This is a genomic window from Providencia sp., from assembly GCF_003533305.1.
In the GTDB taxonomy this organism is placed as follows: domain Bacteria; phylum Pseudomonadota; class Gammaproteobacteria; order Enterobacterales; family Enterobacteriaceae; genus Providencia.
Genome location: NZ_DOEH01000019.1, coordinates 14,513 through 40,004, shown reverse-complemented (window position 1 = coordinate 40,004; position 25,492 = coordinate 14,513). Strand labels below are relative to the sequence as shown.

Sequence of the window (25,492 nt, the reverse complement as noted above, 5' to 3'; positions counted from 1 at the left end):
CGGGGAGGGGGAGCCCTCCCTTTTTTCGCTACTATCAGAAAGTTCGTGGTGAAAGGAAAGGCGAAACCACTTCACTCATCATCAAACTTTGGTACATCAATACACCAATTAGTACAAAAATAATACCTGCGACTAGCCTGAGTGCAATACGCCAATAGGGATGCAAATAGATGCCTTTTGACTGAGAAACTCGTAAGGCGCTGTAGCGCATAAAATGAACAAATATAGCAATGGCACAAATAGTGATCGCGGTCCCTACAGCCATAGCTAAAGCGGCAATAATTCCCCAGATATAAGCATCAATCACATAAGAAAACAGCAAGACTAATAAGGCGCCAGAGCAGGGGCGCAGTCCCATAGATAATATAATGAATATTTTTGCTTTTAGGTTCTGTTGTAAATCTTCCTCTTGCACAACATGTTTATGGCCACAATCACATTGTACTGAATTTACTGATAAAACTTGACTGTTGATTAGTGAGATAGGCTTGTTTGAAGAGGGTATAGGTTGTAAATGATGAAAACGGTATGTTTTTGTTCTACTTTCACGCCACCATTGACGTATCGCAGTCAAACACAGAATAAGACCTAAAATAATAACAAAAGCATAGCTAAGTTGTTCAGCATATCGACTGGCAAGATTTAAATGTTGTGTTGAAAGTTGAAATATAATTAGCACAAATGAAACCAGTAAAATAGCAACAAAACCTTGTAGTAGTGATGCGAGCAAACTGATAATAACGCTTTGTTTTAAATAGGTGGATTGCGTTGCAATATAGGTGGTGATGATTAATTTCCCATGGCCTGGCCCCAGTGCATGTAGCAAACCATATAAAAAACTGACGGCAACGAGTGTACTGCCTGCGTATAGAGGGTCGGTTGAAGTGGCTTGTAATAAGGTTGCTAACCCTTGATTGAGTTCTTTTTGCCAAATCACACTTTGTTGCAACCAAACTCCCCAATACTGATAAATTTCCCAAGCACTGTAACCTATTAAAACAATTATTATCAAATAGATATAGATAGACTTAGTTGATTTTTTTGCTTGTGAAGAAGTTAAGGACATTGAATATTAACCCTTTGAGCAAATTGTTTACCAAGCGCAAGATCTTCATCTGGAGATTGGTCGGTATCTAAAGAAAATGCGTAACTACGCATAGCATCGGTAATTTCTGCTTCTTTCAATATGACATTACAATGAGCTGCGATTTCTAAAGGAACGTCGATTTGTTGTTTGTTTTGATAAGTCATACTGACATAGAACGTTGGATCATAAGTTAATATTTCAACCAGTGAATTAGCGATAGGTAAAGGTTGTGCTAATGAGGTACTGAATGTGAATACCAGCTGAAAACCGTCTTTTTGTAAACGATAGCTATTTGGGATTGTTTTAAATTTTACTTTTTTATTTTGATAATAAAAATCCGTGAAATAATTTTGTACCAAAATATTAGCCATAATGATGGCTTCTTGTTTTTTCCAGCGCGGATCATCATTTTTTATCCCTTTGAGTTCATAAGCTATATCGGCTGAAGTCATCGGATCCATTTTCCAGATATAAGTTATCCCTGAATAATTATCTTGCTGAGTATCAATCGCTATTCTCATATCAATAAAACTATGCGGATGAGCAATAGTTTTTGTCGACGTTAAACAAAAAAGCATCAAAAGGAAAAAAGTTAATTTAATCATTATCATTAGTTAATTGCACATGGGATAGCATGTTATAACATAACAGTGATGAGCAATAAATATATCAGTGTATAAAAATATCACTATTAAATGACAAACAGTTTTTGTTCATGTTCAGCGATAGGGCATGATTCATAAGTCACGCCTATAATTAACCTATGATGATTTCTGCTAACAATAACCTTTCAAAAAAAAGGTTTTTTATTAACATAATTACAGCGATAATATTAGGAATGATCAAATGTGGACAATTTATGGGCGCATTGATATTAAATCGTTAAATATTATCAAGTTATAAAGGAAATGAGAACACCATGCCAGTGTTACATAATCAAGTCTCAAACAAAATTCTTAAAGAACGCATGTTGGCTGAAAGTGAGCCACGTACAACTATCTCTTTTTATAAGTATTTTAATATTCAAGATCCTGCTGCATTTCGTAATAATTGGTATCAGCAATTTAAAGGTTTGAATGTTTTTGGTCGTGTATATATTGCGAAAGAGGGTATTAATGCGCAAATCAGTGTACCTGAATCCAATGTGAATGCATTGCGTGAAGTGATTTATGGTACAGACCCTGTCTTAAACAATTTACGGTTAAATATTGCAATTGATGATGATGGAAAATCATTTTGGGTATTACGCATGAAGGTGCGTGACCGTGTTGTTGCTGATGGTATTGATGATGAGACGTTTGATCCATCCAATACAGGGCAGTATTTGAAAGCGCATCAAGTCAACGACATGATTGATGATCCGAATACGGTCTTCGTTGATATGCGTAATCATTACGAATATGAAGTTGGCCATTTTGAAAATGCACTTGAAGTGCCATCAGATACTTTCAGAGAACAGCTTCCAATGGCTGTTGAAATGTTACAGCAGCAAAAAGACAAGAATGTGGTGATGTATTGTACTGGCGGCATTCGTTGTGAGAAAGCCAGTGCTTATATGCTACATAATGGTTTTAAAAATGTTTACCACGTTGAAGGTGGTATTATTGAGTACGCACGTAAAGCGAAAGAACAAGGTTTACCCTTGAAATTTAAAGGTAAAAACTTTGTTTTTGATAACCGTATGGGCGAACGCATAACAGAAGATATGTTAGCACAGTGCCATCAATGCGGTGAACCATGTGACTCTCATACGAACTGTAGCAATGATGGTTGCCATTTATTGTTTATTCAATGCCCAAGCTGTGCTGAAAAATATGAAGGGTGTTGTAGTGTTTCTTGCACTGAAGAAATGAAGTTGCCTGAAGAACAACAACGTGCTCGTCGTGCAGGACGTGAGGTTAGTAACCAAATCTTTAATAAATCACGCCACCGTTTATCCGATGGCTTATTAAATAATAATAAATGATTTAGTTTATCTATATTTTAGCCCTTATTATAAGGGCTTTTTTAATACAAATATTTAAAAACATTGTATATAAAAAAAAGTTCAATTCTATTTTTCACGAAAACTTTAGAAGTGATATGTCTTTTTTGTGAATAAACCGTACTATTACTAATGCCTAACTTTCGAGAGATAATATGATTGGGCGTTTCATTCATCCAGTTGTTAATAATATTTTGCTCTTTCGCTGTGAATATAGATGAGTCAATATTATTTGCAAGCTTGGTTATTTGCTCTATTTGTTCTGGATCTTTGACGACTTTATCGAGCGTTTGAATAATAATGTTTTTAGACATAATGAAAAAATTATCTTTTAATAACAATGGCCTATCGGTTGATGGGTAGGTGGCATTTATATAGATATAGAAACGAATATTTGCTGAATTATTTAATAATTTTTTTAACGTTGGACAATAATTTGAATAATGACAGTAATAGGTTAAATTAACTAGCACAATACTTGGAGGTATATCATTTATAAATGTAATCGCTTCATCAATGCACCCTGTACTAATAAACTCTAATTTTTCATTAGAAGATAAATATTCAGTAATACCAAGTCGGGTGTAATAACACTCATCAATAACTAATATTCGCATAGGGAACATCCTTGTTCAGAAAGAGTGTTACAATAAATTGAAAATGATATGGAAGTCAACTAAGTAATAATAAAAATAATCAATAGTGTCTTTATTTTAAATTAATTCTTAGCTAATTATTATTAAATATTAATAAAAACAGTAAATATCTCATGTTACTATTTTTATGGTGAATATTTTAGTTGTATTGATTGGAATTAGGTATTTGATTTTAGCCAAATACCTATTTAGGCAACTAGTGTTTTTTGATATTAAGCTGTATATATTCGCCAGATTCAATTTTATCAATACCTGCTTGAAGAATATTAATAAGTTGTTTAGCGATATCTGTTGTTAACCACATTGTTTTATCAACAATGGCACTCTCAATATTTTCATTTTTTTCTGGGAGATAATGCAGACGTAACATCATTGCATCGTATGCATCAACAGTACTGATGTCCCAGCCAACAACGGGGTGGGTTTGGATCACATCATCTTTTCTATTCATGAAAACCTCCTAATCAAACGGCGTGATAAATAATTAATATCTATAACTGACTAAGAGCAAAGTGCTTACAACGAGCAATATTGAGTATAAGAGGATTTGGCTAATAAGATAGCAAATAAAGATCATTTTTCACATTAATGACAGTAAATGCAAAAATAAAGTGATGTCGTTCAAAGAAATTAAGGGAAGCTTATTCAACTCCCCCTATTAAATTATGCGTTAGTAATAGAGATAGACCAACGAGAGTCTTCACCTGCTAAGAATGGAATTAATTTATCATTATCACAGTGAATCGACTCGCAAGTGATACTTTCGGTTCTTGTGAGCGTGATATGGCCTTCATTAACTGGGAGGCCGTAGAATTTAGGTCCATTCAATGAACAGAAAGCTTCAAAGTGGGCTAATGCACCGAGTTCTTCAAATACTGTTGCATAAGCTTGCAGTGCAGTCGGGGAGTTAAATACACCCGCACAGCCACAAGAAGACTCTTTACGTGATTGAATATGTGGCGCGGTATCCGTTCCGAGGAAGAAACGGTCACAACCGGAAGCGACTGCTTCACGTAGTGCTACTTGGTGAATATTACGTTTTAAAATAGGCAAGCAGAACAAGTGTGGCCTAACACCACCAACAAGCAAGTGGTTGCGGTTAAACATCAAATGTTGTGGTGTGAGCGTCGCAGCAGTGAACTCATTAGCTTCTAAGACATACTGGGCGGCTTCCTTGGTTGTAATATGTTCAAAAACAACTTTTAATTGCGGAAATTGGCCCCTTAGTGGCAACATGACTTGCTCAATAAATAGCGCTTCTCGGTCAAAAATATCAATGTGACTTGCGGTGACTTCTCCATGGATAAGCAATGGCATGCCAGCTTGTTCCATAGCAGCGAGCACAGGATATATTTTTTTGATATCAGAGACGCCGTGACTAGAGTTAGTAGTTGCATTCGCAGGATAGAGTTTACAAGCTGCAAAGACGCCTTCATGAAAGCCTTTGATTATTTCGTTAGCATCAGCGCTGTCTGTGAGGTAGCAGGTCATTAATGGTGTAAATTGGTGTCCCGTAGGGACTGCCTGTATGATGCGCTCACGGTATGCTTTGGCGGCTTCAATCGTGGTGATGGGTGGGACAAGGTTAGGCATGACAATGGCTCGACCAAAAAACTGACTCGTAAACGGCACAACAGTCTTTAACATTTCATCGTCACGAAAATGAACATGCCAATCGTCTGGGCGGCGGATCGTTAGGGTAGTTACAGTTGTCATTAAACCGGCTCCGTAAAGGTAGGATATGAGTTTGAGCTGGATTATAAATTTTAACTTATAAACCGAGTGCTCAGGCCGGGAAAGAATGATAAAGCGAAAGTAAAAAAATAGCTATGTTAATTAATCATTTTTGAAGGGTATGTGAGATTTATTGTTTTGGTTGAGGTGAACTTTAAATAAGGTAGTCAACAGGATTTATAACGTAAGAATAATAGAAAGGATATATTAAGTTGGCTCCTCCAGCTGGACTCGAACCAGCGACATACGGATTAACAGTCCGCCGTTCTACCGACTGAACTATGGAGGAACTCCTTAATACGTAGAGGATATTAGCGTCCTCCACCTTTAATGTCAAAGGGGAAAACAACAAAATTGCACTGACTGCCTGTTATCTGCTCGAATTGTCGGAAGTTTCATCGAAAAGTATTATGGGAATATAAAAATGATAATAAAATGGAAACAACAACCTGATGTTTAACGGTAAATTATAAATAGAGGTAGGTAAAATAAAATCAGAGGGGAGGTTGACGGAGGTATTTTAGCGTGAGAGGCGCTTTAGCTAGATTAAATTTGTTGGTTTGTTACGTGGGTTTTGCTACGTGCAATTTTTCAAACAATATTATTTCGAAAAACTGCAAATAACAAAAAGCCTGCACAAGGCAGGCTTCTTAAATTTGGCTCCTCCAGCTGGACTCGAACCAGCGACATACGGATTAACAGTCCGCCGTTCTACCGACTGAACTATGGAGGAATTGCATTGTTCCTGAGAACGAGGCGCATATTACCCATCCTGCTTTCACTTGTAAAGCATAAAAATAAAAAAAATGACTAAGTGGGTGTTAAGTAAGCAATTAGGATGTTATCTATTCGAAGATGGATATGAATATAGATGAGAACATTCCTTAATCGCCGAAGTTATTAAATAAAAAGGAATAACGAGTGATGGCATGCAGTGGCGCTAAGTAGAGAAATTGAGCCAAAGAGATGAAAAAGTAGAAGTTATAAAGCAGGCTTATAAGATTGAGAAGAAAAATTAAGTCGTAATAATGAAATAATAACAAAGTTGAAAATATAATAGCTAGAGATCCACGTCTAGCAAGGGGAGGCGGTATTTTTAAATCGTAATGCAAACGATAGACAACAAAAAGCCCGCACAAGGCAGGCTTCTTAAATTTGGCTCCTCCAGCTGGACTTGAACCAGCGACATACGGATTAACAGTCCGCCGTTCTACCGACTGAACTATGGAGGAATTACTTTGTTCCTGAGAACGAGGCGGATATTAACGACATCGCCTCAGGCTGTCAACGATAAAAACATAAAAAAATTTCAGATGCTTATTCGTTGCTCATTATGACTGATTTTTACGCTAGTTGATTGATATAACTTAATTTTGAGTAGCAAGTTTTGCTTGTTCGGGTGCTGAAACCTCAGGAAAAGCAATGTGATAAATATCGTAAAACGAAATTGTCCCTTTTAATGCTAATAAACGAGAAATTTCTTGCTTGATTGAACTATTAACTTCTTTTGAATCAAGTATTTTACTAATGGCATTATCAGATACGGGTTCAGTGACAAACCACTCACCATTATAGCAGACGCGTAAATCAAGAATACCGATATCGTCAAAATGGTAAACAGGCTTAACATCAAATAATAATACGCTCGTTAATATTAAGAATAATAGGGTGATACCCAGTGTCCAATAGGGGCCAAAGTAAGGTGCGTACCAAAGGATAATAGCTAATGGAATGTAAGCGGCAACCATACCAATACATAAATAGGGATGACCGATCAGAAATTGACTATTGAAATAAGGTTTTCCATCACGTTTTTCATTCTCGTTGATGGTTTGCAAATCTTCTATAAGTATTTGTTTGATAATATTCATATGTGATAGCTCTCTAGTAGAACATCTATGCTATGAGGGTATCATGTGTAGGTGAAATTGTTATATATCAGTTAAAAAAAATATTTAATGTGATTGTCATTGTATCAGATTTTTCTTACTGACATTTTTAGATTTTTTTCACAGTGAAATTTAAAAAATTCTTTAAATTATCAATAAAATGCAAATTCATTGTTAATGAAAAAAGTGAAAAGTGACCTAGTCGAAAAAATAGCAAAAAATTATACTTTGTGGGTATAAAATAGTTGCTATTATCTTTTACTCATGAGTTAATAAACGTCGGCCTGTTTAGCAGTCCTATTTGATGTACGATGACTAAGTTAGTGAGTTATAAAGAAGAATGTTGTCAGTAGCATTATTGTTATTGATGATTTTTTATCCTGACACAATATCTTGGTACTTCCCTATTAAATAGCTGACTCTGGCCATATTATGCCAAAAGGCAAGTTTTTTTGATGTTATATAGGAAAAGTGCAAATGTCCGACAAAATGAAAGGTCAAGTTAAGTGGTTCAACGAGTCTAAAGGCTTCGGTTTCATCACTCCAGCTGATGGTAGCAAAGACGTATTCGTACACTTCTCAGCCATTCAAGGCGCTGGTTTCAAAACTCTGGCAGAAGGCCAGCAAGTTGAATTCACCATCGAAAATGGTGCTAAAGGTCCAGCAGCTGCTAACGTAAACGCTATCTAAGCTAAATTACGTAACTAATTTTCTAAAGCCCGTCATTTTTAATGACGGGCTTTTTCGTATGCGCTACATTGACAGTCTTAGGTTAACTTTAAATTGGAGGATTTTTATATTATGAAAATTAATGATCGCGTTTATGTTAAAACTGATGGGCAAGCGCGTCGCGAAGGGACAATACTATTGATTGAACCTTTTAATGAAGGGGTTATGTATTTAATTTCATTACCTGAATATCCAGGTGGTATTTGGTTCTTTAATGAAAAAGAAAGTACTGAAGGTATTTTTGTTACACCAATAGATGAATAAGAATAAATAAAGAGATTAATAATATTCTATTTATTAACATTTTATTCTTTACTTACAAAAATTACGCCTCTATACTCAGCTCAGCTTTTATTACGGAGATTATTAATTGGACAGTCAGAGTTGTACTAAAAACTTAATGTATGGCAAGTAATTAATCGTCTTTTCTTTTAACTGCTTGCCACTATGGCGGGCGGTGTCTGATATTCCTATCACGCATACCCCTAATATTTATATGAGTATTATTTCATTTTTATGAGTAATTCACTACGGCTGTATTGGGTGAGTATTATGTTGATCTATTTTTATTCTTTATTCCCTCCAGGCAATAGCTAATAGTATTCGAATAACGCTGTTATTCAATAATTAGGCTATATGCTTTTAATTAAGTATATATATCGCTATCCAATTCATTTTTGGAGGAGCAATTATGCTTTTTACTCCTGATATTTTAAATCTAATTGCCGCTATGTGTATGGGGGCATTAATTGGGGCTGAACGTCAATGGCGCCAACGTATGGCTGGTCTGCGAACCAATGCGTTAGTTGCCACAGGCGCGGCCGTTTTTATTCTGAGTTCAGTGACAACATCACCTGATAGCCCAGGTCGTATTGCGGCACAAGTAGTGTCGGGTATTGGCTTTCTAGGGGCCGGAGTGATCATGCGTGAAGGAATGAATATTCGCGGTTTGAACACAGCTGCAACGCTTTGGTGTTCCGCTGGAATTGGTGTTTTATGTGGCCTTGGTCAATATTCCTTAGCATGGATGGCAACGTTGTTAATCCTTTGCGCCAATATTTTGTTAAGAGAAGCGGCATCACGTATTAATCGACAACCTCAGCAGCAAGCGCTTGATGTAGAGCAGCGTTACAAAATGCGAGTAATGTGTCATCAAAATGATGAGATTTTAGTTAGAACATTGATTTTACAAGCAATTAATGGATTACATATCCGCCTGCAATCTCTCAGTAGTGCTGATACTTTAAAACCGGAACAATTAGAAGTTTGCGCTGAATTCCTTGCGACACCAGCGGAGCAAAAAGAAATAGAAGCATTGGTATGCCGTATTAGTCTTGAACAAAGTGTTAGTGCTATCAATTGGAAAGTGGCATCAGAGCTACCTGCTTGAATGCCGAAAGTTAATTAACTATAGGAGCCGAAATGGACGACCACCCTCCGTCATGGAGATATAAAACGACGCTATCTAGCTGAAAATATAATTCTTTTTCAGTTAGATAGCATTTGAAAAAGCACATAGTGCTGTATTCGAGATAATGTTATGACTGAATTAAGACATCAACGCAAAAGCGTGAAAATGCCTGCACGTCAAAAATATATTGTTGGCGAACAAGCGAGTAAAAGCATCGAGCAAGTGCTCAATGAGTATCAAACTAACATGCTTGGGTTATCTGAAAACGAAGCTTTAGATCGCTTGGTGACTGAAGGTGAAAATGAAGTTGCTCATGAAAAAGCCCCTCCAGCTTGGAAACAACTAATTTCCTCATTTAAAAATCCTTTTATTTTTGTATTAATCATATTAGCTGTGGTGAGTTTCTTTACTGATTTTCTCATTCCAGAGCGTCATGGAGAAGAAACTGATTTAACTGGCGTTATTATTATCGTCACCATGGTTCTTCTGAGTGGTTTATTACGATTTTGGCAAGAGTATAGAACGAATAAAGCCGCAGAAGCATTGAAATCTTTAGTTCGAACTACCGCAACTGTTTTTCGACGAGATAGTAAAACTGGCCGCTCCACGCGTAAAGAAGTGCCTATCAAATGCCTTGTTTCTGGTGATATTGTTTTATTATCTGCCGGAGATATGGTGCCTGCCGATCTCAAGTTAGTTGAATCAAGAGATTTATTTATTAGCCAAGCAATTTTAACGGGAGAATCCATCCCAGTTGAAAAATATGACACGCTTGGGGATATAACTGCCAAAAGTAGTGATGCTATCTCTCCTTCAGAGAATGAATTATTAGAGATCTCTAATATTTGTTTGATGGGAACGAATGTCACAAGTGGGACAGCGAGAGGAATAGTGGTTGCTACAGGTGGAAAAACGTATTTAGGATCGTTGGCTAAATCAATTGTTGGTAGTCGGGCTCAGACCGCGTTTGATCGTGGCGTCAATAGTGTGAGTTGGTTGTTAATAAGATTCATGCTAGTCATGGTTCCAATTGTTTTATTAATCAATGGATTTACGAAAGGAGATTGGTTTGAAGCGACGCTATTCTCATTGGCGGTTGCTGTTGGTTTAACGCCTGAAATGCTACCTATGATCGTGAGTTCGAATCTTGCGAAGGGTGCAATCGCAATGTCTAAGCACAAAGTGATTGTTAAAAGATTAAATGCAATTCAAAACTTTGGGGCAATGGATGTGCTATGCACGGATAAAACCGGCACATTAACGCAAGATCGTATTATTTTAGAACACTATCTGGATAGCTATGGGCAAATCGATAATAAGGTTTTGCAGTTAGCATGGCTAAATAGTTTCCATCAAAGTGGTGCTAAGAACATGATGGATCAAGCTATTGTTCGTCGTGGCAGAGGCAACGAAAAGATTGAGCAATTAAAAGGCTATCAAAAAATTGATGAGCTTCCTTTTGATTTTATTCGTCGCAAGCTATCGGTTTCAGTTATGACTCCAGAAGGAGATGCCTTATTAATTTGTAAGGGTGCAGCAGAAGAGATGCTTGCTGCATGCCAATATTATCAACAAAATGGTGAGTTATGCTCTTTAGATGGATCTGCAAGAGAGAAAATAACAGAACTTGTTAGTCACTATAATAAACAAGGTTTTCGTGTTTTATTACTTGCAACTCGGGTGCTGAATAATTCAGAAGCGCATTTACCTTTATCTGCCAAGGTAGAACAACAACTTGAATTACAAGGTATTTTAACGTTTCTTGATCCTGCAAAGGAAAGTGCTATAAAAGCCATTGCCGCATTACGTGAAAATGGGGTGACAGTAAAAGTACTTACTGGTGATAACGCGATTATTACTGAAAAAATTTGCCATGATGTTGGGTTAAATGTCAGTGAAATTATGAGTGGACTCGAAGTAGAGGTGCTCAGTGACGAGGAGCTGAGTCAAAGGGTTGAGCAAGTTTCTGTTTTTTGTAAGCTAACACCATTACAAAAATCGAGAATACTGAAACGATTACAAGCTAATGGGCACACAGTTGGATTTTTAGGTGATGGTATCAATGATGCACCCGCTTTGCGCGATGCTGATGTGGGAATATCTGTCGATACAGCAACCGATATTGCGAAAGAATCAGCGGATATTATTTTGCTTGAAAAGGATTTAATGGTTTTAGAGCAGGGGGTAATCAAAGGAAGAGAGACGTTCGGTAATATTATTAAGTATTTGAATATGACGGCGAGCTCAAACTTCGGGAATGTATTTTCAGTCTTAATTGCTAGTGCATTTATTCCTTTCTTACCGATGTTAGCGATTCATTTATTGGTTCAAAACTTATTGTACGATATGTCCCAATTAGCATTACCTTGGGATAAAATGGATAAAGAATTTTTAAAACGTCCTCGTAAATGGGATTCAAAAAATATCGGCCGCTTTATGATTTGGATTGGCCCAACATCTTCTATTTTTGATATCACAACATTTGCGCTTATGTGGTATGTATTTGAAGCTAACAATATATCACATGAGGCTCTTTTCCAATCAGGATGGTTTGTTGAAGGACTGTTATCGCAAACACTGGTCGTTCATATGTTACGAACACAAAAAATTCCATTTATTCAAAGTACAGCTGCCTTGCCTGTATTATTAACAACCGGAATTGTGATGGCGTTAGGACTTTATATTCCATTTTCTTCATTTGGTGAAATGATTGGATTGCAGCCTTTACCTATTGAGTATTTCCCATGGCTTGTTTTAACATTAGTAAGCTATTGTGTTGTGGCTCAGTTAATGAAACAGTTTTATATAAAACGATTTGGAACGTGGTTATAAAATAAAAATGAGGCAGTAGGGACATGCGTGTCTCTACTGCTTATTATTGATAATCTATTTAGATATTATAAGCGAGTTAGACTTAATGTTTCATATTTATTTGTCTTTGATTATAAAATAAATGATAATAAATCAGTGAGTTATAATGTATGACTTTTTATTTTAGATACTAATTTTTTATTAGATAATAAGATGGGTATTTATAGAATGGATTGTATAACAATGCATAAAGAGGAATAGGTTTAAACAGAAAGAGCCAAAATATGACTCTTTCGTGTACTAAACTGAATTCGGCTTATTACAGACCTAAAGCAGTTTTCATTTGTTTCATTGCATCAATACCTTGCTGACAGGCTTGGTCTTGTTGATCTTTAGGCAGTGCTGCAACTTGTTTTTTGCCTTCTTCCAATTGACCTTTCATCGCATCTAACTGCGCTTTTGCTTGCGGATTTTCTGAAGCTTTTGCAATTAAACTATCAACTTCTGCGAAGTAAGCATTACAAGTTTCAGTTGCACCAGCAACTTCACTTTTCTTTTCTTCTTCAGAACAAGCAGTGATTGTCAGTGCCAATAACCCCATACTACAAGCTAAAATTAACTTTTTCATAATCAACCTTTTAAATTATTTAGTTATAAATATTGCAAAACAAAGTATATAAGAGAAGTTTTTAATATCAATTGTAACAAATCCTAAAAGTAAGATATGATTTTCATGTATTATTGTTCGTGTTAAATGGCTTTTAAATCAATGAGTTAAGCTATTACTTTATTAGTGATAGTGTCTTAAATGGCATAATATAAAAATATCACTCTATAAAAATATTAAATAGTAGCTTTTATCTTATTTCTCGTTATCAGTATGTTGGTTTTTTGTTTTTCAATCTGATTTTAGTTATGGCGTTGTTATGTAGTAGATACGTATTCTAACTATTTTGCCATATGACAAACAAACTGTTCACTAAGTAAAAATAACTAAATATTATGAGCGCATTTCAGATATAAACTGAAATTTTAGAGTGTTATAACAATTTCACTCATATTTATAACTTTTTTGTATATGCAGTAAATACAGAATAAAAAATGAAAAGTGTAAATTATTTTTTACGTAATTCGGCATATGTCTGCCTATTCAATATTGTCAGAATTATAAGCTGTACATTTAAGATGCTATTATAGAAGAGAAAAGTGAGCTGAATCACAAATTTACGATTTAAACCTTTGTATGAGTATAAGATTGATTTTTAAATCAAATTTCCTTTGTACGAAACTCGAATTATCAGGTAAAGTCTTCCCCCTTAGGCCGATCGAGAATCGGAATCTTAGGTTAAAATTATGTGTACATAATTAACAATAAATATTTTTTCTTAGTTGACGCTAAATCAAATTCGTATCAAAATTTACTCGTTGTAGAAATTCGCCAAAGAGTGATAGACGAGTTAGAATGTGTCAGACAAAGGGAAATAAAATTTCTTACATTACATTCTCAGGATGAATATTCGCCTAAAGGGAAAGTAAGAAAAATAGATGCGGCTTAGGTCGTATCACTATGCAACATAGTAGACATTTTATTAATGCTATGGGCATGACATGTATGTAACAAGATTTATATTGTTACAATTTTATATTTAGACTTACACACAGGGCTTTACCATTATGTCTGCTTCTATTGTAAAGAAACGGCCACTGAGCCGTTACATCAAAGATTTTAAACACAGCCAAACTCATTGTGCACATTGTCACAAGACGCTTGATCGTATTTCTTTAGTATTCAACGATGACATCTTAAATAAAGAAGCTATCGCTGATATGACTGAATTAGTCGATGAGAGCGCGTGGGTAGAGCTGCAGGGTAAATTTACTGCACTTTGTCGTTTTTGTAGTGAAATTTACTGCAATAGCAATACTGATTATTTTGATATTATGTCATTTAAACAGTATTTGTTCTTACAGACTGAGATGAGCCATAGTACCGTTCGTGAATATGTTGTCCGTCTACGCCGTTTAGACGAACTGCTGTCTTCATCTAATTTCTCGATGAAAGAATTTGCTGCAAGCAAGGTTCAAGAGCAATTAAGTGAAAAAATGACTGATTCTGCATTCAGTAATTATAATATTGCCTTACGTAAGTATGAGCAGTATTTATATTGGGAATCAGAAAAGAACTAATAGACATTAAAACATAATAAAAATTAGGCGGTTAATCTAATTTTTTCTTGTTAATAATGAAATTGGTGTCCTTTGGACACCTTTTGCCGTTTTAGGTACACTCAAATTTTCTCAACCTTAATTAATTTTTTTGTTTGATTTAATCATGCTATTTTTTTTATTAAAAAATAAAATTTTTTTTAATATTGGTGAATGATTAATTAAAATTAAGAGATTAATACGTTGGAATGAATAGGGGAGAGAGTGAGTAATATAAAGTATGACCTGAACCTAATTAAATAGGTTCAGGTCTTTGCATTTTAACCTATTGTCATGAGGCTAGCATTTCCACCTGCTGCTGCCGTATTTACGCTTAATGATCGTTCATGAACAAGTCGTTCTATACGTAAATTCGTTTCTCCACGCTCAAAACCTTGAACAGAAATTATTGGTCCTTTACGTGTTGTAACCGCTTGGCAAATGTCTTTTAGTTGGTCGCTATCTCCGTGATAAATAACCCCTTCAATTTGCCCTTGAAATTCTTGCCAGTTTTTTGTCAATGCAATAGTATTGCGCACTTTTTCTGGTAGTGACTTAAATAGTTTCTGATGAAGTTCATCTTCAGGCCACAGTGATTGGCAACCACTTGCTAATACTGCTGCCAATTGGACTAAACAATCTTTTTCATTATCACTAATACACAGTATCGTTCCGCGAGGGCGTAGGGTATAGGTATTTCGTTCACCTGTAGGTCCCGGTAATAAACGAGAAGTTCCCGCTTGTGTGAGACGAGAAAATTGTTCGATAACCGTAGGTTCAATTAGTTGATCGTGTTTTTGTGCCCATAAAGAGAGTTCATCAAAAGGCATTAGTAACTGGGAGCGTGCACTTGCATCCATTGGCAATTCACTATCTTGTCTTTCTAGCGTGTGACAAACTGCATTTTCTGGACGTTCACTCAGTAAGCGATATAGATACAGTGGACCACCTGCTTTTGGTCCGGTACCCGATAAACCTTCACCACCAAATGGTTGCACACCAACGACAGCACCGACCATATTACGGTTAACATATAAGTTGCCGACTTTAGCTATGGCAATAACTTGATTGATTGTTTCGTCAATACGGGTATGAACACCTAAAGTTAGTCCATAACCTGTAGCATTGATTTGATTAACAATTGACTCGAGATCTTCACGCTTGTAGCGAACGACATGTAGAACAGGGCCAAAAACTTCTTTTTTCAATTCACTGACATCATCAAGCTCAATCAATGTTGGCTTAACAAAGGTTCCTTCCATTTGCTCTTGCTGATCATCTTTGTTTTCAAAAGCAGCTTGGAATACCATTTTGCCTTTGCTGCGCATTTGCTGAATATGCTGTTCAATATTTTCTTTGGCTTCCTTATCAATAACTGGGCCAATATCGGTCGAAAGATGCTCTGGATTACCCATTCTGCACTCTTCCATCGCCCCTTTTAACATACGGATTGTACGTTCGGCGACGTCATCTTGAATACAAAGAATACGCAAGGCTGAGCAACGTTGACCTGCGCTATCAAATGCTGATGCAACAACATCAGTGACAACCTGTTCGGTGAGTGCTGATGAATCTACTATCATCGCATTCAGCCCGCCCGTTTCCGCGATGAGAGGGGTCGGGCGACCTTGTGCATCAAGTCTACCTGCAATATTGCGCTGTAATAGTCCGGCAACTTCTGTTGAACCCGTAAACATTACGCCGCGAACACGTTCGTCACCCACCAGTTTTGCACCAATAGTTTCGCCTTTTCCGGGTAGGAATTGCAGCACATCTGTTGGAATACCTGCTTGGTGTAAAATTGAAACCGCAATTGCGCCAATCAGTGGTGTTTGCTCCGCAGGCTTTGCAAGTACAGGGTTACCAGCTGCGAGCGCCGCTGCAATTTGTCCCGTAAAAATGGCTAGCGGGAAGTTCCAAGGGCTAATGCAAACCACTGGGCCAAGAGGACGATGGGTATTGTTATCAAAGTCGTCGCGAACTTGAGTTGCATAATAATTTAAGAAATCAACTGCTTCTCTGATTTCTGAAATTGCATTCTCATAGGTTTTTCCTGCTTCGCGAACTAGCACATCTAGAAGTGGCTGCAACTGTTGTTCCATAAGATCGGCTGCACGCAATAAAATAGCTGCCCGTTCAGATGGTGGGGTTGCAAACCAAATTGCGCCCGCATCGTTCGCAATATTTAATGCATGATTGGCTTCTTGCTCAGTGGCTTCTCGTACATGACCAACAATATCACGATGGCAAGCGGGGTTGATGATAGCTATCGCTTCAGGTGTAGGTTGCTCTGATTGGAAGTCTGCACCTAATAATGGTGCGGCTATTTTTTCCTGCATTGCGGCAGTCAATAGTGCACTGGATAAAGATGCTAAGCGGTGTTCATTCGACAGGTCAAGACCCATTGAATTGACTCGGCGTTTTCCATATAAATCTCGAGGCAATGCTATTTTCGGATGTGGTAAACCTATTTGGCCTTCTGTTTTTGCCAGTTCAATAACATCTTTAACCGGATCCGCTACAAGCTCATCTAAAGGAATTGTGCCATCTGCAATACGGTTAACAAAGGATGTATTGGCACCATTTTCCAATAGTCGACGAACTAAATAGGCTAATAGTGTTTCATGGGTACCAACGGGTGCATAAATACGGCATGGGCGATTTAACTTGCCATCAGCAACTTTACCCACGACTTGTTCGTACAATGGTTCACCCATGCCATGCAAACATTGGAATTCATATTGACCTGGGTAATAGTTTTGACCTGCTAATTGATAAATAGCCGAAAGCGTATGTGCGTTATGAGTTGCAAATTGAGGATAAATTAAGTTAGGGGCAGAGAGTAGTTTACGAGCGCAGGCAATATAGGAAACGTCAGTATACACTTTACGAGTATAAACTGGATAGCCTTCGAGCCCATCAACTTGAGCCTGCTTAATTTCGCTATCCCAGTACGCACCTTTAACTAAACGGATCATTAAGCGGCGGTTGCTACGCTGTGCAAGATTAATAATAGAATCAATGACAAATGGACAGCGTTTTTGATACGCCTGAATGACAAAACCAATACCATTCCAGCCTGCCAACTGCGGCTCAAAGCACAGTTTTTCGAGTAAATCTAAAGAAATCTCTAAACGGTCAGCTTCTTCCGCATCAATATTAATACCAATATCATATTGATGGGCTTGTAGTACCAAAGACAATAAGCGTGGATAGAGTTCATCCATGACACGATCATATTGCGCACGGCTATAGCGAGGGTGTAATGCTGAAAGTTTGATTGAAATACCCGGGCCTTCATAAATACCGCGGCCGTTAGATGCTTTGCCGATTGCATGGATAGCTTGTTGATAAGACACCATATAATCTTGAGCATCTTTTTCGGTTAAAGCCGCTTCACCGAGCATGTCATAAGAATAGCGGAAGCCTTTGTCTTCTAATTTACGCGCATTGGCTAAGGCTTGAGCGATAGTCTCACCAGTAACAAATTGCTCACCCATCAAACGCATCGCCATATCAACGCCTTTGCGTACCAAGGGTTCACCACTTTTACTTAGAATACGGTTTAATGATGAAGACAATTTGGCTTCATTATGTGTTGATACTAGCTTGCCGGTAAACAGTAATCCCCATGTTGCTGCATTAACAAACATAGAGCTACTTTGACCTAAATGGGATTGCCAATTTCCATTACTGATTTTATCACGAATAAGTGCATCACGAGTGGCTTTATCTGGAATACGGAGCAGGGCTTCAGCGAGGCACATTAGCGCCACGCCTTCTTGAGAGGAAAGCGAGAACTCTTGTAATAGCCCTTGTACTAATCCAGCTCGACCTGTGCTGCTTTTTTGATTACGTAATTTTTCAGCGATGGAATAAGCCAGCTTATGCGCTGCTTCTGCTTGCTCTGGGGGGAGTTGCGCTTGCTGCAATAGCATGGATACGGCTTGGGTTTCTGGAATACGGTATGCGGAAGTGATGGCTGAGCGTTTTACAGATTGAGGTAAAATATGTTCTGCGAAATCTAAGAATGGCTGATAATGGGTCTCTACAGCTAAGTCTTCATTAATCGATTGGTTATCTTTAGCATCCATATTGGCTGACAACTCAGGCATAAATTGTTCATTATCGAGTTGTTCTAAATAAGTATAGATAGCTTGTTTGATCAACCAATGTGAGGTGCGATCAAGACGTTGAGCGGCCGCTTTAATGCGTTCTCGAGTTGCTTCATCAAGTCTTACACCCATAGTTGTTGTGCTACTCATCTTAATTCCTCTAATTCATCAGTATTTAAAATAGAAAAGTTACACAACATTATCTCAGTGTTGCAACTTTGTGCAACATTGTTAATCATGATTGTAGCTAAAATGTGAAACAACGCTTGTTTTTATCAGCCTAAAATAATAATTATATATGTATATCAGTTAATTATAACCTTTGTAAGGTTGAGGGATTAGTTAATCAATTAATTGATAATTTAACTTATAACTTTAACATTTGTGATATGGCTTCTATTTATAGAATAAAATTCGGTTAATTTCTTGTTAATTACATGTGACTTTGTTTAGCATGTGCTGGTTAAGCTAATAAAATAAGTGCAACGCAAACAATCACAACATAAATGATGAGCATGAAAAAATTGCAACTGTGCAATTATGTGCCACATCATATAGTGACAAGTTATCAATGATTTTTATAAAGATAACTCACTAATAAGTAATTCTATGGAGACAACGGATGAATGTAAGTACTCCGATGATCATCACGTTCATCGTATATATTTTTGGCATGTTGCTGATAGGCTACCTTGCTTATCGTTCAACAAAAAACTTTGATGATTACATTCTTGGAGGACGCAGTTTAGGAAGTGTTGTTACCGCACTTTCTGCCGGAGCTTCTGATATGAGTGGCTGGTTACTGATGGGGTTACCCGGCGCTATTTTTATTGCGGGTATTTCTGAAAGTTGGATAGCCATTGGTTTGAGTTTAGGCGCCTATTTGAATTGGTTATTTGTCGCGGGTCGTTTGCGTGTACAAACAGAAAAAAATAACAATGCATTGACATTGCCGGACTACTTTACAAGCCGTTTTGAAGATAATAGTAAAATTCTGCGTATTATTTCAGCGGTCGTTATTTTAGTTTTCTTTACGATTTACTGCGCTTCAGGGGTTGTTGCAGGGGGCTTATTATTTGAAAGCACCTTTAACATCAGTTATGAAAAAGCCATGTGGCTTGGTGCATTAGCAACTATTGCCTATACATTCTTAGGTGGTTTCCTTGCAGTCAGTTGGACGGATACTGTTCAAGCGTCACTGATGATTTTCGCGCTGATATTGACGCCGATTGTGGTCATTTTATCTATGGGTGGTATTGATACTTCTATTGAAGTTATTAAGGCAAAAAATCCTGAATATCTGGATATGTTTAAAGGCATGAACTTTATCGCCATTCTTTCATTATTAGGATGGGGTTTAGGTTATTTTGGGCAGCCACATATTTTAGCGCGTTTTATGGCCGCAGATTCACATCGTACCATTCGTTCAGCTAGGCGTATTAGTATGACATGGATGGTGTTATGTCTTGGCGGCACAATTGCGGTTGGTTTCTTCGGTATTGGTTATTTTGAAATGAATCCGGGCCAAGCTGGCGCGGTAATAAAAAATAATGAACGTATTTTTATGGAGTTAGCTGGAATTCTGTTTAATCCATGGATCGCGGGTATTTTATTGTCTGCAATTTTAGCCGCAGTAATGAGTACGTTGAGTTGCCAATTACTCGTTTGTGCAAGTGCGTTAACAGAAGATTTATATAAGCCCTTTGTTCGTAAAAATGCTAGCCAAAAAGAGTTAGTTTGGGTCGGACGCTGCATGGTATTGCTCGTTGCTGCTATTGCGATTTATATTGCTCGCGACCCTAACAATAAGGTTTTGTCTTTAGTGAGTAATGCGTGGGCTGGATTTGGTGCTGCCTTTGGTCCAGTGGTTTTACTGTCGGTCACTTGGAAACGGATGACCAGAACTGGTGCCTTGGCTGGAATGCTTGTTGGTGCCATTACAGTATTAGTATGGATGAAGTATAAGTGGTTTGATTTATACGAAATTATTCCAGGCTTCTTATTTGCCGCGATTGCAATAGTTGTGGTCAGTATGATAACTAAAGCGCCAAGTGCTATTGCACAGGCTCGTTTTGATGAAGCGGAAGCTGAATATAAAGTTAAATAGATGATAAGTTAACATATTCAGAATATATCACTTAAAAGGCCAGCGAATTATTTTCAACTCGCTGGCCTTTTTGTCATTCATTCAATCAACTTAACTTACTTTACGTCTTTTAACAATTTGGTAGCCAACAAATAGGATAATAAACCAAACAGGCGTAGCAATCAGCGCTTGCCGAGTATCGTGCTGGAATGCGAGTAGTACAATCATAAAAGCAAAAAAGGCTAAGCTAACCCAAGACATTATGATACCTGCTGGCATTTTGTAACGCGAAGCTTTATGTAGTTCAGGGCGTCTTTTCCGGAAATTGAGATAGCTGTATAAGATCATGCTCCAAACAAACATAAATAATATCGCAGATACCGTCGTCACCAATGTAAAGGCATGCATGATATCGGGGATAAAATAGATTAGAACGATACCAAAACTCAAACAGATACAGGTAAAAATTAGTCCAGTTGCTGGAACTGCTTTTTTCGATAACTGGCTAAACTGTTTTGGCGCATCACCTTCTTTGGAAAGGCCAAATAGCATACGACTAGTTGAAAAAACACCGCTATTAGCTGATGAAGCTGCTGAGGTTAGTACAACAAAATTCACGATACTTGCCGCGGCAGGTAAACTGATTAGGACAAACATTTCTACAAATGGGCTTTTGTCGGCTAAAATTGTGCGCCATGGCGTAACTGCCATAATGACAATTAAAGACAATACATAAAATGCAATGATACGAATAGGTATGGCATTAATAGCTTTAGGAAGTGATTTTTCTGGGTCACGCGTTTCTGCTGCCGCAGTACCAACTAGCTCAATTCCGACAAAGGCAAATATAGCAATTTGGAAACCGGCAAAAAAGCCGCTGATCCCCATAGGGAACATACCACCATCATTCCAGATGTTACTTAATGAAGCAGTATGACCGGCCGGTGATTGGAAGTTTATTGCAATGAGAGTCCCACCGACTGCAATTAAAGCAATAATGGCAATTATTTTGATCATAGCAAACCAAAATTCCATTTCACCAAAGAGTCGGACAGAAACTAAGTTTAAGGTTAGTAGGGTGATGACACAGATGAATGAAGTTATCCATTCAGGGTAGTCGGGTGCCCAAAAGCTGACATAGGCTGTGATTGCAATAATGTCAGCAATACCGGTGATAACCCAGCAAAACCAGTACGTCCAGCCAACAAAGAAACCTGCCCATGGACCGATTAAGTCTGCCGAGAAATCACTGAATGATTTATAGTTGAGATTAGAGAGGAGTAATTCTCCCATTGCCCGCATAACAAAAAATAGTATGAAGCCGATTATCATATAAACGAATATGATAGAGGGCCCAGCGAGTGAGATAGTTTTACCTGAGCCCATAAATAGGCCAGTACCAATTGCACCGCCAATAGCAATTAGTTGAATATGGCGGTTACTAAGACTGCGTTGTAATTGGTTACGATCAGCTGAGGGCTGAGTCGAGTTTGACGTCGCATTTTCTTCCATACAGTAAAATATCCGGTAGTGATTTATGATGTTTAGCCACAATATTTTTTTATTTATGTGGTTATGTTTGCGTTAAATATTGTGACATAAATCTCAATTATAGTAAGGAAAAGTTAGCTTACTAAAATCGAAGCGGTTATAAATCAATCTGTAGCAAATATATATTTAACATTCGCAACTTAAAATTAACTTACACAATAAAAATAGCAGAATAACATTGACTGTACCAAATGATAGGCGTTAAATATTTGCCATCGGGTTGTTAGCTCAGTCGGTAGAGCAGTTGACTCTTAATCAATTGGTCGGGGGTTCGAACCCCCCACGACCCACCAATTAAATCAATGTGTTAGCCTCCACTAGCTATGTCATTGATTGATAAATGGGACGTAGATGGGACGTAAGTATCAAATATGACGTCAATTTGCTTTGCATGTTCAGTTAAATGATTCGGCGCTAAGTGGGCATATCTACGCACCATCTCTATTGACTCCCACCCTCCCATTTCTTGAAGTATTGATAACGGAACGCCAGACTGAACAAGCCAGCTTGCCCATGTGTGCCTTAAATCATGAAATCTTAAATCTTCAATTCCAGCTCTTTTTAATGCTGAGTTCCAAGAGCGATTATTGTCAACTCTCATTTTTCTGATTTCCGGAGTCATTGTTCCGTCATTTCTATTTGCAGCCTCTCTATGTACAAACACCCATTTATGATGGTTGCCAATCTGGTTACGCAGTACCTGACATGATGTATCATTTAACGCCACTCCAATGGCTTTACCTGATTTGCTATCTTCTGGATTAATCCAAGCAACTTTTCTTTGCATGTCTATTTGCTGCCATTCCAGATTTATTATGTTTGATCTGCGTAGCCCTGTTGATAATGCAAATTGAACAACGGATTTTAATGGTTCGGGGCATTCATTTATCAATCGAAGTGCTTCGTAGGGTTCTAACCATCTAATCCGTTTATTTTTAGGTTGATTAACTTTTATTATTGGTGCTTTATCTAGCCATTTCCACTCTCTCTCTGCTGCACGCAATAAGGATTTCATGAATGCCATATGACTTGATTTTGTTGATTGTGACGCAGGTTTAGGGGTGTATGGTGGGATTGTCTTGCCTTTTCTAGTGCAGGCTTCTTTTTTTGCTTCCCAATTTGCTAAGTGCTTTCTATTTTGCATCTTACTAACGGCAGCATAAATTTTTGCGGCCGTTATTACCTTTAAATTTAATCCAGCAAAATGCATAACCCAAAAACCAATCAAACTCTTATCTGTATCTAATGATTTTTTATCTGACTTCTCTTCAATCCATCTAACGCAAGCCTCTTCAAAAATAACGTCTGGATAATCGCCCAACTTATCAACTCGCCATAGTTCAGCTCTTAATTTGTCGTGCAACTCCTGCGCTTGCCTTCTGTCCTGCGTTCCAAGTGACTGCTTAATTCTTTTACCGCCCGGGATTGTGATGTCGGCGTACCAACCGGAACCCCTTTTGAATATTGACATTGATTGCCTTCCTTAGCGTCAACTCCGCTCACATTAATAGTGTTGATCGGATTGTTTAGTGCGGCAATGCAATTTTGCCGAGTAAGTAAGTAGGGTGACTGTTTTTTGAGTGGGTTTTTCTGAGCTGCGATTAATCTTCCTGTTTTAATCCAATTTCTTAACGTCGGAGGGGACACTCCAATAAATAGGCATGCTTCACTGAATGACAGAGAAAATTTATCCATCATTAATCTCCTTATCAATAGTCATAACATAGTGATTGAACCACATGTTAGGTGTGTATTTTAATTTCTTATCGGGTGGTAATAGGTTTGTGAATTCTGGAAGGTATTTGCTTATTGTTTGCTTGGATAATTCGGTGGTTAGTTTGTCGTATTTCTTTAGTTCTGTGTGGCACCTTTTAGCCACACTTCGCAATCCGTTTTCATGCTCTTGTGGTGTCATAGACCACCTATGCTATTTGGTTGTATTTTTCTATTTCAGATTCTTTAAATCGGCAATTATGTTTTACTCCATCTCCGCAAACATATTTAAAATCATCAAGCGGATTTATTTCAATTACCGTTAAAATATCACCATCCATATATCCGCAATAATCAGAATGACCATCATCAATAAGAATTACTTTATCGCCGATGTTTATATTATTCATTCTCCGCATCCTTTTTCATTAAGAAAGCTTCCATGCCCAATCTATAAATAGTCTTATCTTCTTTTAGTGAATCTGCCGCGATTGGTGTATTAAAATTATGCAGCGTATATGTGCTATGATGACCAAATAATTCAGGCATCATATTTTCACCATTTAATAGGTCGATATTATTCTCAATAATAATCGGCATTGCATCGGCTGGGTTGTTGCATGGGTCGAATCCTCCTAGCATAAAATTACCATTGTGATTTTTCCCTCTCACAATTGCAGCGCGAAGCCCTCCGCCACTTGTATAACTACCGTCTCCGTAATAACATGAAAAGCCAATGGAGATAGCAACCTTTTTATTAATCTCGAAGTCAGATAGTTCTGTGTATTTATTCATTGATAATCTCGCATTCGTAACCTATATAAAAAGAAAATGGCGAATTAAAAACTTCTTCACGGTCACACACACATCCAATGTTAATCATCTCCTCACCAGATACGTATGCAAGGCCATCACTTATCCCTCCATCTATTCTCATTAGATTAGCAGTAATGGGAAACTTTTTAGTAAAAGCGAATCCTTCATGACCGCTATAGCCGCCATCATTAAGTAATTTAATTTTCATTGATTAACTCCAGTTCGTATGCATCAAAACATTCATATATTTCTGGGTTGTCTTTAATGCATGCATATAAGGGCGCTTTTTCCCCAACTATATTAATAATATTAATAATCTCTAGACTATCGCCCACATTAAACACCCCAGTATAATTATTTGGGTTGTTTATATATTTAACCTTATCGCCGACTTTAAATTTCATTATTAATCCTTAACAGTTATTTTGTAATTGCCTGCATGCGATTTTTTGCCATACGCTGTTTTTCCATCACCAGTAGCTACAGCTAACGCATTAACATCTGGTTTATTACTGATAATTGTTTTTGCTGCTTCAAGAGCAAACAAATACTCATTATCTTTACATTCAATTGTTATTTTCATTATCTAATCACCTCTCCACAAACCATTTCAACATCCCGCACCTGCATTATCTGCATAGCACGGGTCTCGCATTCTTGCTGTGTGTATATTTGCTCTGTAACAGGCACAGCAGAACCCTGTAT

The 25,492-nt window shown here is 37.4% G+C and carries 23 protein-coding genes and 4 tRNA genes; 8 read left to right on the top strand and 19 right to left on the bottom strand.

The window, feature by feature from the left end:
• Window positions 1–34: 34 nt before the first annotated feature.
• A complete protein-coding gene (locus DD649_RS11935) occupies window positions 35–1,066 on the bottom strand; it encodes a nickel/cobalt transporter (protein ID WP_336430796.1) in 1,032 nt (343 codons plus the stop codon).
• Window positions 1,057–1,665: a DUF1007 family protein gene (locus DD649_RS11930; protein ID WP_294107329.1), complete on the bottom strand. Its 609-nt coding sequence runs from the start codon at window positions 1,663–1,665 to the stop codon at window positions 1,057–1,059. The genes DD649_RS11935 and DD649_RS11930 overlap by 10 nt, the downstream gene beginning before the upstream one ends.
• A 341-nt stretch (window positions 1,666–2,006) precedes the next feature.
• On the opposite strand from DD649_RS11930, the gene DD649_RS11925 reads away from it, so the two are divergent.
• On the top strand, window positions 2,007–3,053 hold the full coding sequence (locus DD649_RS11925; protein ID WP_336430795.1) for a rhodanese-related sulfurtransferase: 1,047 nt from the start codon (window positions 2,007–2,009) through the stop codon (window positions 3,051–3,053).
• A 41-nt stretch (window positions 3,054–3,094) separates the two neighbouring features.
• Here DD649_RS11925 and DD649_RS11920 read toward each other — a convergent pair whose 3' ends face one another.
• The 7 genes from DD649_RS11920 to DD649_RS11890 form a co-directional block, all read right to left on the bottom strand.
• The gene (locus DD649_RS11920; protein WP_294107234.1) at window positions 3,095–3,688 is read right to left on the bottom strand and encodes a LuxR C-terminal-related transcriptional regulator; all 594 of its coding nucleotides are present in this window, start codon (window positions 3,686–3,688) and stop codon (window positions 3,095–3,097) included.
• Between the two features lie 235 nt (window positions 3,689–3,923).
• Complete coding sequence (gene bssS / locus DD649_RS11915) at window positions 3,924–4,178, bottom strand: biofilm formation regulator BssS (protein WP_294107233.1); 255 nt, start codon at window positions 4,176–4,178, stop codon at window positions 3,924–3,926.
• Window positions 4,179–4,390: 212 nt separating this feature from the next.
• A complete protein-coding gene (gene pyrC, locus DD649_RS11910; protein ID WP_294107232.1) occupies window positions 4,391–5,443 on the bottom strand; it encodes a dihydroorotase in 1,053 nt (350 codons plus the stop codon).
• 231 nt (window positions 5,444–5,674) lie between these two features.
• Window positions 5,675–5,750, bottom strand: a tRNA-Asn gene (locus DD649_RS11905).
• A gap of 368 nt (window positions 5,751–6,118) precedes the next feature.
• Window positions 6,119–6,194, bottom strand: a tRNA-Asn gene (locus DD649_RS11900).
• 423 nt (window positions 6,195–6,617) lie between these two features.
• Window positions 6,618–6,693, bottom strand: a tRNA-Asn gene (locus tag DD649_RS11895).
• 135 nt (window positions 6,694–6,828) lie between these two features.
• Window positions 6,829–7,332 carry a YlaC family protein gene (locus tag DD649_RS11890; RefSeq protein WP_294107231.1) on the bottom strand — a complete coding sequence of 168 codons (504 nt, stop codon included), beginning with the start codon at window positions 7,330–7,332 and terminating at the stop codon, window positions 6,829–6,831.
• A 495-nt stretch (window positions 7,333–7,827) separates the two neighbouring features.
• On the opposite strand from DD649_RS11890, the gene cspE reads away from it, so the two are divergent.
• From cspE to mgtA, 4 genes are all read left to right on the top strand, one after another.
• Window positions 7,828–8,040, top strand: a complete 213-nt coding sequence (cspE, locus tag DD649_RS11885; RefSeq protein WP_294107230.1) for a transcription antiterminator/RNA stability regulator CspE — start codon at window positions 7,828–7,830, stop codon at window positions 8,038–8,040.
• A gap of 111 nt (window positions 8,041–8,151) precedes the next feature.
• On the top strand, window positions 8,152–8,343 hold the full coding sequence (dsrB, locus tag DD649_RS11880; RefSeq protein WP_294107229.1) for a protein DsrB: 192 nt from the start codon (window positions 8,152–8,154) through the stop codon (window positions 8,341–8,343).
• A 427-nt stretch (window positions 8,344–8,770) separates the two neighbouring features.
• Window positions 8,771–9,469: an MgtC family protein gene (locus DD649_RS11875; RefSeq protein WP_336430794.1), complete on the top strand. Its 699-nt coding sequence runs from the start codon at window positions 8,771–8,773 to the stop codon at window positions 9,467–9,469.
• Window positions 9,470–9,619: 150 nt separating this feature from the next.
• On the top strand, window positions 9,620–12,322 hold the full coding sequence (gene mgtA / locus DD649_RS11870; protein ID WP_294107227.1) for a magnesium-translocating P-type ATPase: 2,703 nt from the start codon (window positions 9,620–9,622) through the stop codon (window positions 12,320–12,322).
• 298 nt (window positions 12,323–12,620) lie between these two features.
• Here the strand turns inward: mgtA and DD649_RS11865 are convergent, their stop codons facing one another.
• Window positions 12,621–12,929: a DUF5339 domain-containing protein gene (locus DD649_RS11865; RefSeq protein ID WP_294107226.1), complete on the bottom strand. Its 309-nt coding sequence runs from the start codon at window positions 12,927–12,929 to the stop codon at window positions 12,621–12,623.
• A gap of 1,046 nt (window positions 12,930–13,975) precedes the next feature.
• On the opposite strand from DD649_RS11865, the gene fliZ reads away from it, so the two are divergent.
• Entirely contained in the window at window positions 13,976–14,488 is a 513-nt protein-coding gene (gene fliZ / locus DD649_RS11860) for a flagella biosynthesis regulatory protein FliZ (RefSeq protein ID WP_294107225.1), read from the top strand.
• Window positions 14,489–14,787: 299 nt separating this feature from the next.
• Here fliZ and putA read toward each other — a convergent pair whose 3' ends face one another.
• Entirely contained in the window at window positions 14,788–18,771 is a 3,984-nt protein-coding gene (gene putA / locus DD649_RS11855) for a trifunctional transcriptional regulator/proline dehydrogenase/L-glutamate gamma-semialdehyde dehydrogenase (RefSeq protein WP_294107224.1), read from the bottom strand.
• 472 nt (window positions 18,772–19,243) lie between these two features.
• Between putA and putP the strand changes: the two genes are divergently transcribed.
• Window positions 19,244–20,728 carry a sodium/proline symporter PutP gene (gene putP / locus DD649_RS11850; protein WP_294107223.1) on the top strand — a complete coding sequence of 495 codons (1,485 nt, stop codon included), beginning with the start codon at window positions 19,244–19,246 and terminating at the stop codon, window positions 20,726–20,728.
• Window positions 20,729–20,818: 90 nt separating this feature from the next.
• Here putP and cycA read toward each other — a convergent pair whose 3' ends face one another.
• Complete coding sequence (cycA, locus tag DD649_RS11845) at window positions 20,819–22,219, bottom strand: D-serine/D-alanine/glycine transporter (RefSeq protein WP_294107222.1); 1,401 nt, start codon at window positions 22,217–22,219, stop codon at window positions 20,819–20,821.
• Between the two features lie 256 nt (window positions 22,220–22,475).
• Here cycA and DD649_RS11840 point away from each other — a divergent pair.
• Window positions 22,476–22,551 (top strand) — tRNA-Lys (locus DD649_RS11840).
• A gap of 14 nt (window positions 22,552–22,565) precedes the next feature.
• Here DD649_RS11840 and DD649_RS11835 read toward each other — a convergent pair.
• The 7 genes from DD649_RS11835 to DD649_RS11805 all read right to left on the bottom strand — a co-directional run bounded on the left by DD649_RS11835 (window position 22,566) and on the right by DD649_RS11805 (window position 25,370).
• Window positions 22,566–23,723 carry a site-specific integrase gene (locus DD649_RS11835; RefSeq protein ID WP_294107328.1) on the bottom strand — a complete coding sequence of 386 codons (1,158 nt, stop codon included), beginning with the start codon at window positions 23,721–23,723 and terminating at the stop codon, window positions 22,566–22,568.
• Complete coding sequence (locus DD649_RS11830; protein WP_294107221.1) at window positions 23,606–23,953, bottom strand: helix-turn-helix domain-containing protein; 348 nt, start codon at window positions 23,951–23,953, stop codon at window positions 23,606–23,608. Before DD649_RS11830 ends, DD649_RS11835 begins: the two co-directional genes overlap by 118 nt.
• A gap of 227 nt (window positions 23,954–24,180) precedes the next feature.
• Window positions 24,181–24,381, bottom strand: coding sequence for a hypothetical protein (locus DD649_RS11825; protein ID WP_294107220.1), 201 nt, complete (start codon window positions 24,379–24,381; stop codon window positions 24,181–24,183).
• A complete protein-coding gene (locus DD649_RS11820) occupies window positions 24,374–24,766 on the bottom strand; it encodes a phage protein NinX family protein (protein ID WP_294107219.1) in 393 nt (130 codons plus the stop codon). Before DD649_RS11820 ends, DD649_RS11825 begins: the two co-directional genes overlap by 8 nt.
• Window positions 24,759–24,995: a hypothetical protein gene (locus DD649_RS11815; RefSeq protein ID WP_294107218.1), complete on the bottom strand. Its 237-nt coding sequence runs from the start codon at window positions 24,993–24,995 to the stop codon at window positions 24,759–24,761. The genes DD649_RS11820 and DD649_RS11815 overlap by 8 nt, the downstream gene beginning before the upstream one ends.
• On the bottom strand, window positions 24,985–25,191 hold the full coding sequence (locus DD649_RS11810) for a hypothetical protein (protein WP_294107217.1): 207 nt from the start codon (window positions 25,189–25,191) through the stop codon (window positions 24,985–24,987). Before DD649_RS11810 ends, DD649_RS11815 begins: the two co-directional genes overlap by 11 nt.
• Before the next feature lie 2 nt (window positions 25,192–25,193).
• Window positions 25,194–25,370 (bottom strand): hypothetical protein, encoded by a 177-nt coding sequence (locus DD649_RS11805; RefSeq protein WP_004916560.1) that lies wholly within the window; start codon window positions 25,368–25,370, stop codon window positions 25,194–25,196.
• Window positions 25,371–25,492 lie beyond the last annotated feature (122 nt).

Excerpts from the sequence above, each read along its gene's own strand:
- DD649_RS11935 (WP_336430796.1), bottom strand. The coding sequence starts at position 1,066 with ATGTCCTTAACTTCTTCACAAGCAAAAAAATCAACTAAGTCTATCTAT.
- DD649_RS11930 (WP_294107329.1), bottom strand. The coding sequence starts at position 1,665 with ATGCTTTTTTGTTTAACGTCGACAAAAACTATTGCTCATCCGCATAGT.
- DD649_RS11925 (WP_336430795.1), top strand. The coding sequence starts at position 2,007 with ATGCCAGTGTTACATAATCAAGTCTCAAACAAAATTCTTAAAGAACGC.
- DD649_RS11920 (WP_294107234.1), bottom strand. The coding sequence starts at position 3,688 with ATGCGAATATTAGTTATTGATGAGTGTTATTACACCCGACTTGGTATT.
- bssS (WP_294107233.1), bottom strand. The coding sequence starts at position 4,178 with ATGAATAGAAAAGATGATGTGATCCAAACCCACCCCGTTGTTGGCTGG.
- pyrC (WP_294107232.1), bottom strand. The coding sequence starts at position 5,443 with ATGACAACTGTAACTACCCTAACGATCCGCCGCCCAGACGATTGGCAT.
- DD649_RS11890 (WP_294107231.1), bottom strand. The coding sequence starts at position 7,332 with ATGAATATTATCAAACAAATACTTATAGAAGATTTGCAAACCATCAAC.
- cspE (WP_294107230.1), top strand. The coding sequence starts at position 7,828 with ATGTCCGACAAAATGAAAGGTCAAGTTAAGTGGTTCAACGAGTCTAAA.
- dsrB (WP_294107229.1), top strand. The coding sequence starts at position 8,152 with ATGAAAATTAATGATCGCGTTTATGTTAAAACTGATGGGCAAGCGCGT.
- DD649_RS11875 (WP_336430794.1), top strand. The coding sequence starts at position 8,771 with ATGCTTTTTACTCCTGATATTTTAAATCTAATTGCCGCTATGTGTATG.
- mgtA (WP_294107227.1), top strand. The coding sequence starts at position 9,620 with ATGACTGAATTAAGACATCAACGCAAAAGCGTGAAAATGCCTGCACGT.
- DD649_RS11865 (WP_294107226.1), bottom strand. The coding sequence starts at position 12,929 with ATGAAAAAGTTAATTTTAGCTTGTAGTATGGGGTTATTGGCACTGACA.
- fliZ (WP_294107225.1), top strand. The coding sequence starts at position 13,976 with ATGTCTGCTTCTATTGTAAAGAAACGGCCACTGAGCCGTTACATCAAA.
- putA (WP_294107224.1), bottom strand. The coding sequence starts at position 18,771 with ATGAGTAGCACAACAACTATGGGTGTAAGACTTGATGAAGCAACTCGA.
- putP (WP_294107223.1), top strand. The coding sequence starts at position 19,244 with ATGAATGTAAGTACTCCGATGATCATCACGTTCATCGTATATATTTTT.
- cycA (WP_294107222.1), bottom strand. The coding sequence starts at position 22,219 with ATGGAAGAAAATGCGACGTCAAACTCGACTCAGCCCTCAGCTGATCGT.
- DD649_RS11830 (WP_294107221.1), bottom strand. The coding sequence starts at position 23,953 with ATGGATAAATTTTCTCTGTCATTCAGTGAAGCATGCCTATTTATTGGA.
- DD649_RS11825 (WP_294107220.1), bottom strand. The coding sequence starts at position 24,381 with ATGAATAATATAAACATCGGCGATAAAGTAATTCTTATTGATGATGGT.
- DD649_RS11820 (WP_294107219.1), bottom strand. The coding sequence starts at position 24,766 with ATGAATAAATACACAGAACTATCTGACTTCGAGATTAATAAAAAGGTT.
- DD649_RS11815 (WP_294107218.1), bottom strand. The coding sequence starts at position 24,995 with ATGAAAATTAAATTACTTAATGATGGCGGCTATAGCGGTCATGAAGGA.
- DD649_RS11810 (WP_294107217.1), bottom strand. The coding sequence starts at position 25,191 with ATGAAATTTAAAGTCGGCGATAAGGTTAAATATATAAACAACCCAAAT.
- DD649_RS11805 (WP_004916560.1), bottom strand. The coding sequence starts at position 25,370 with ATGAAAATAACAATTGAATGTAAAGATAATGAGTATTTGTTTGCTCTT.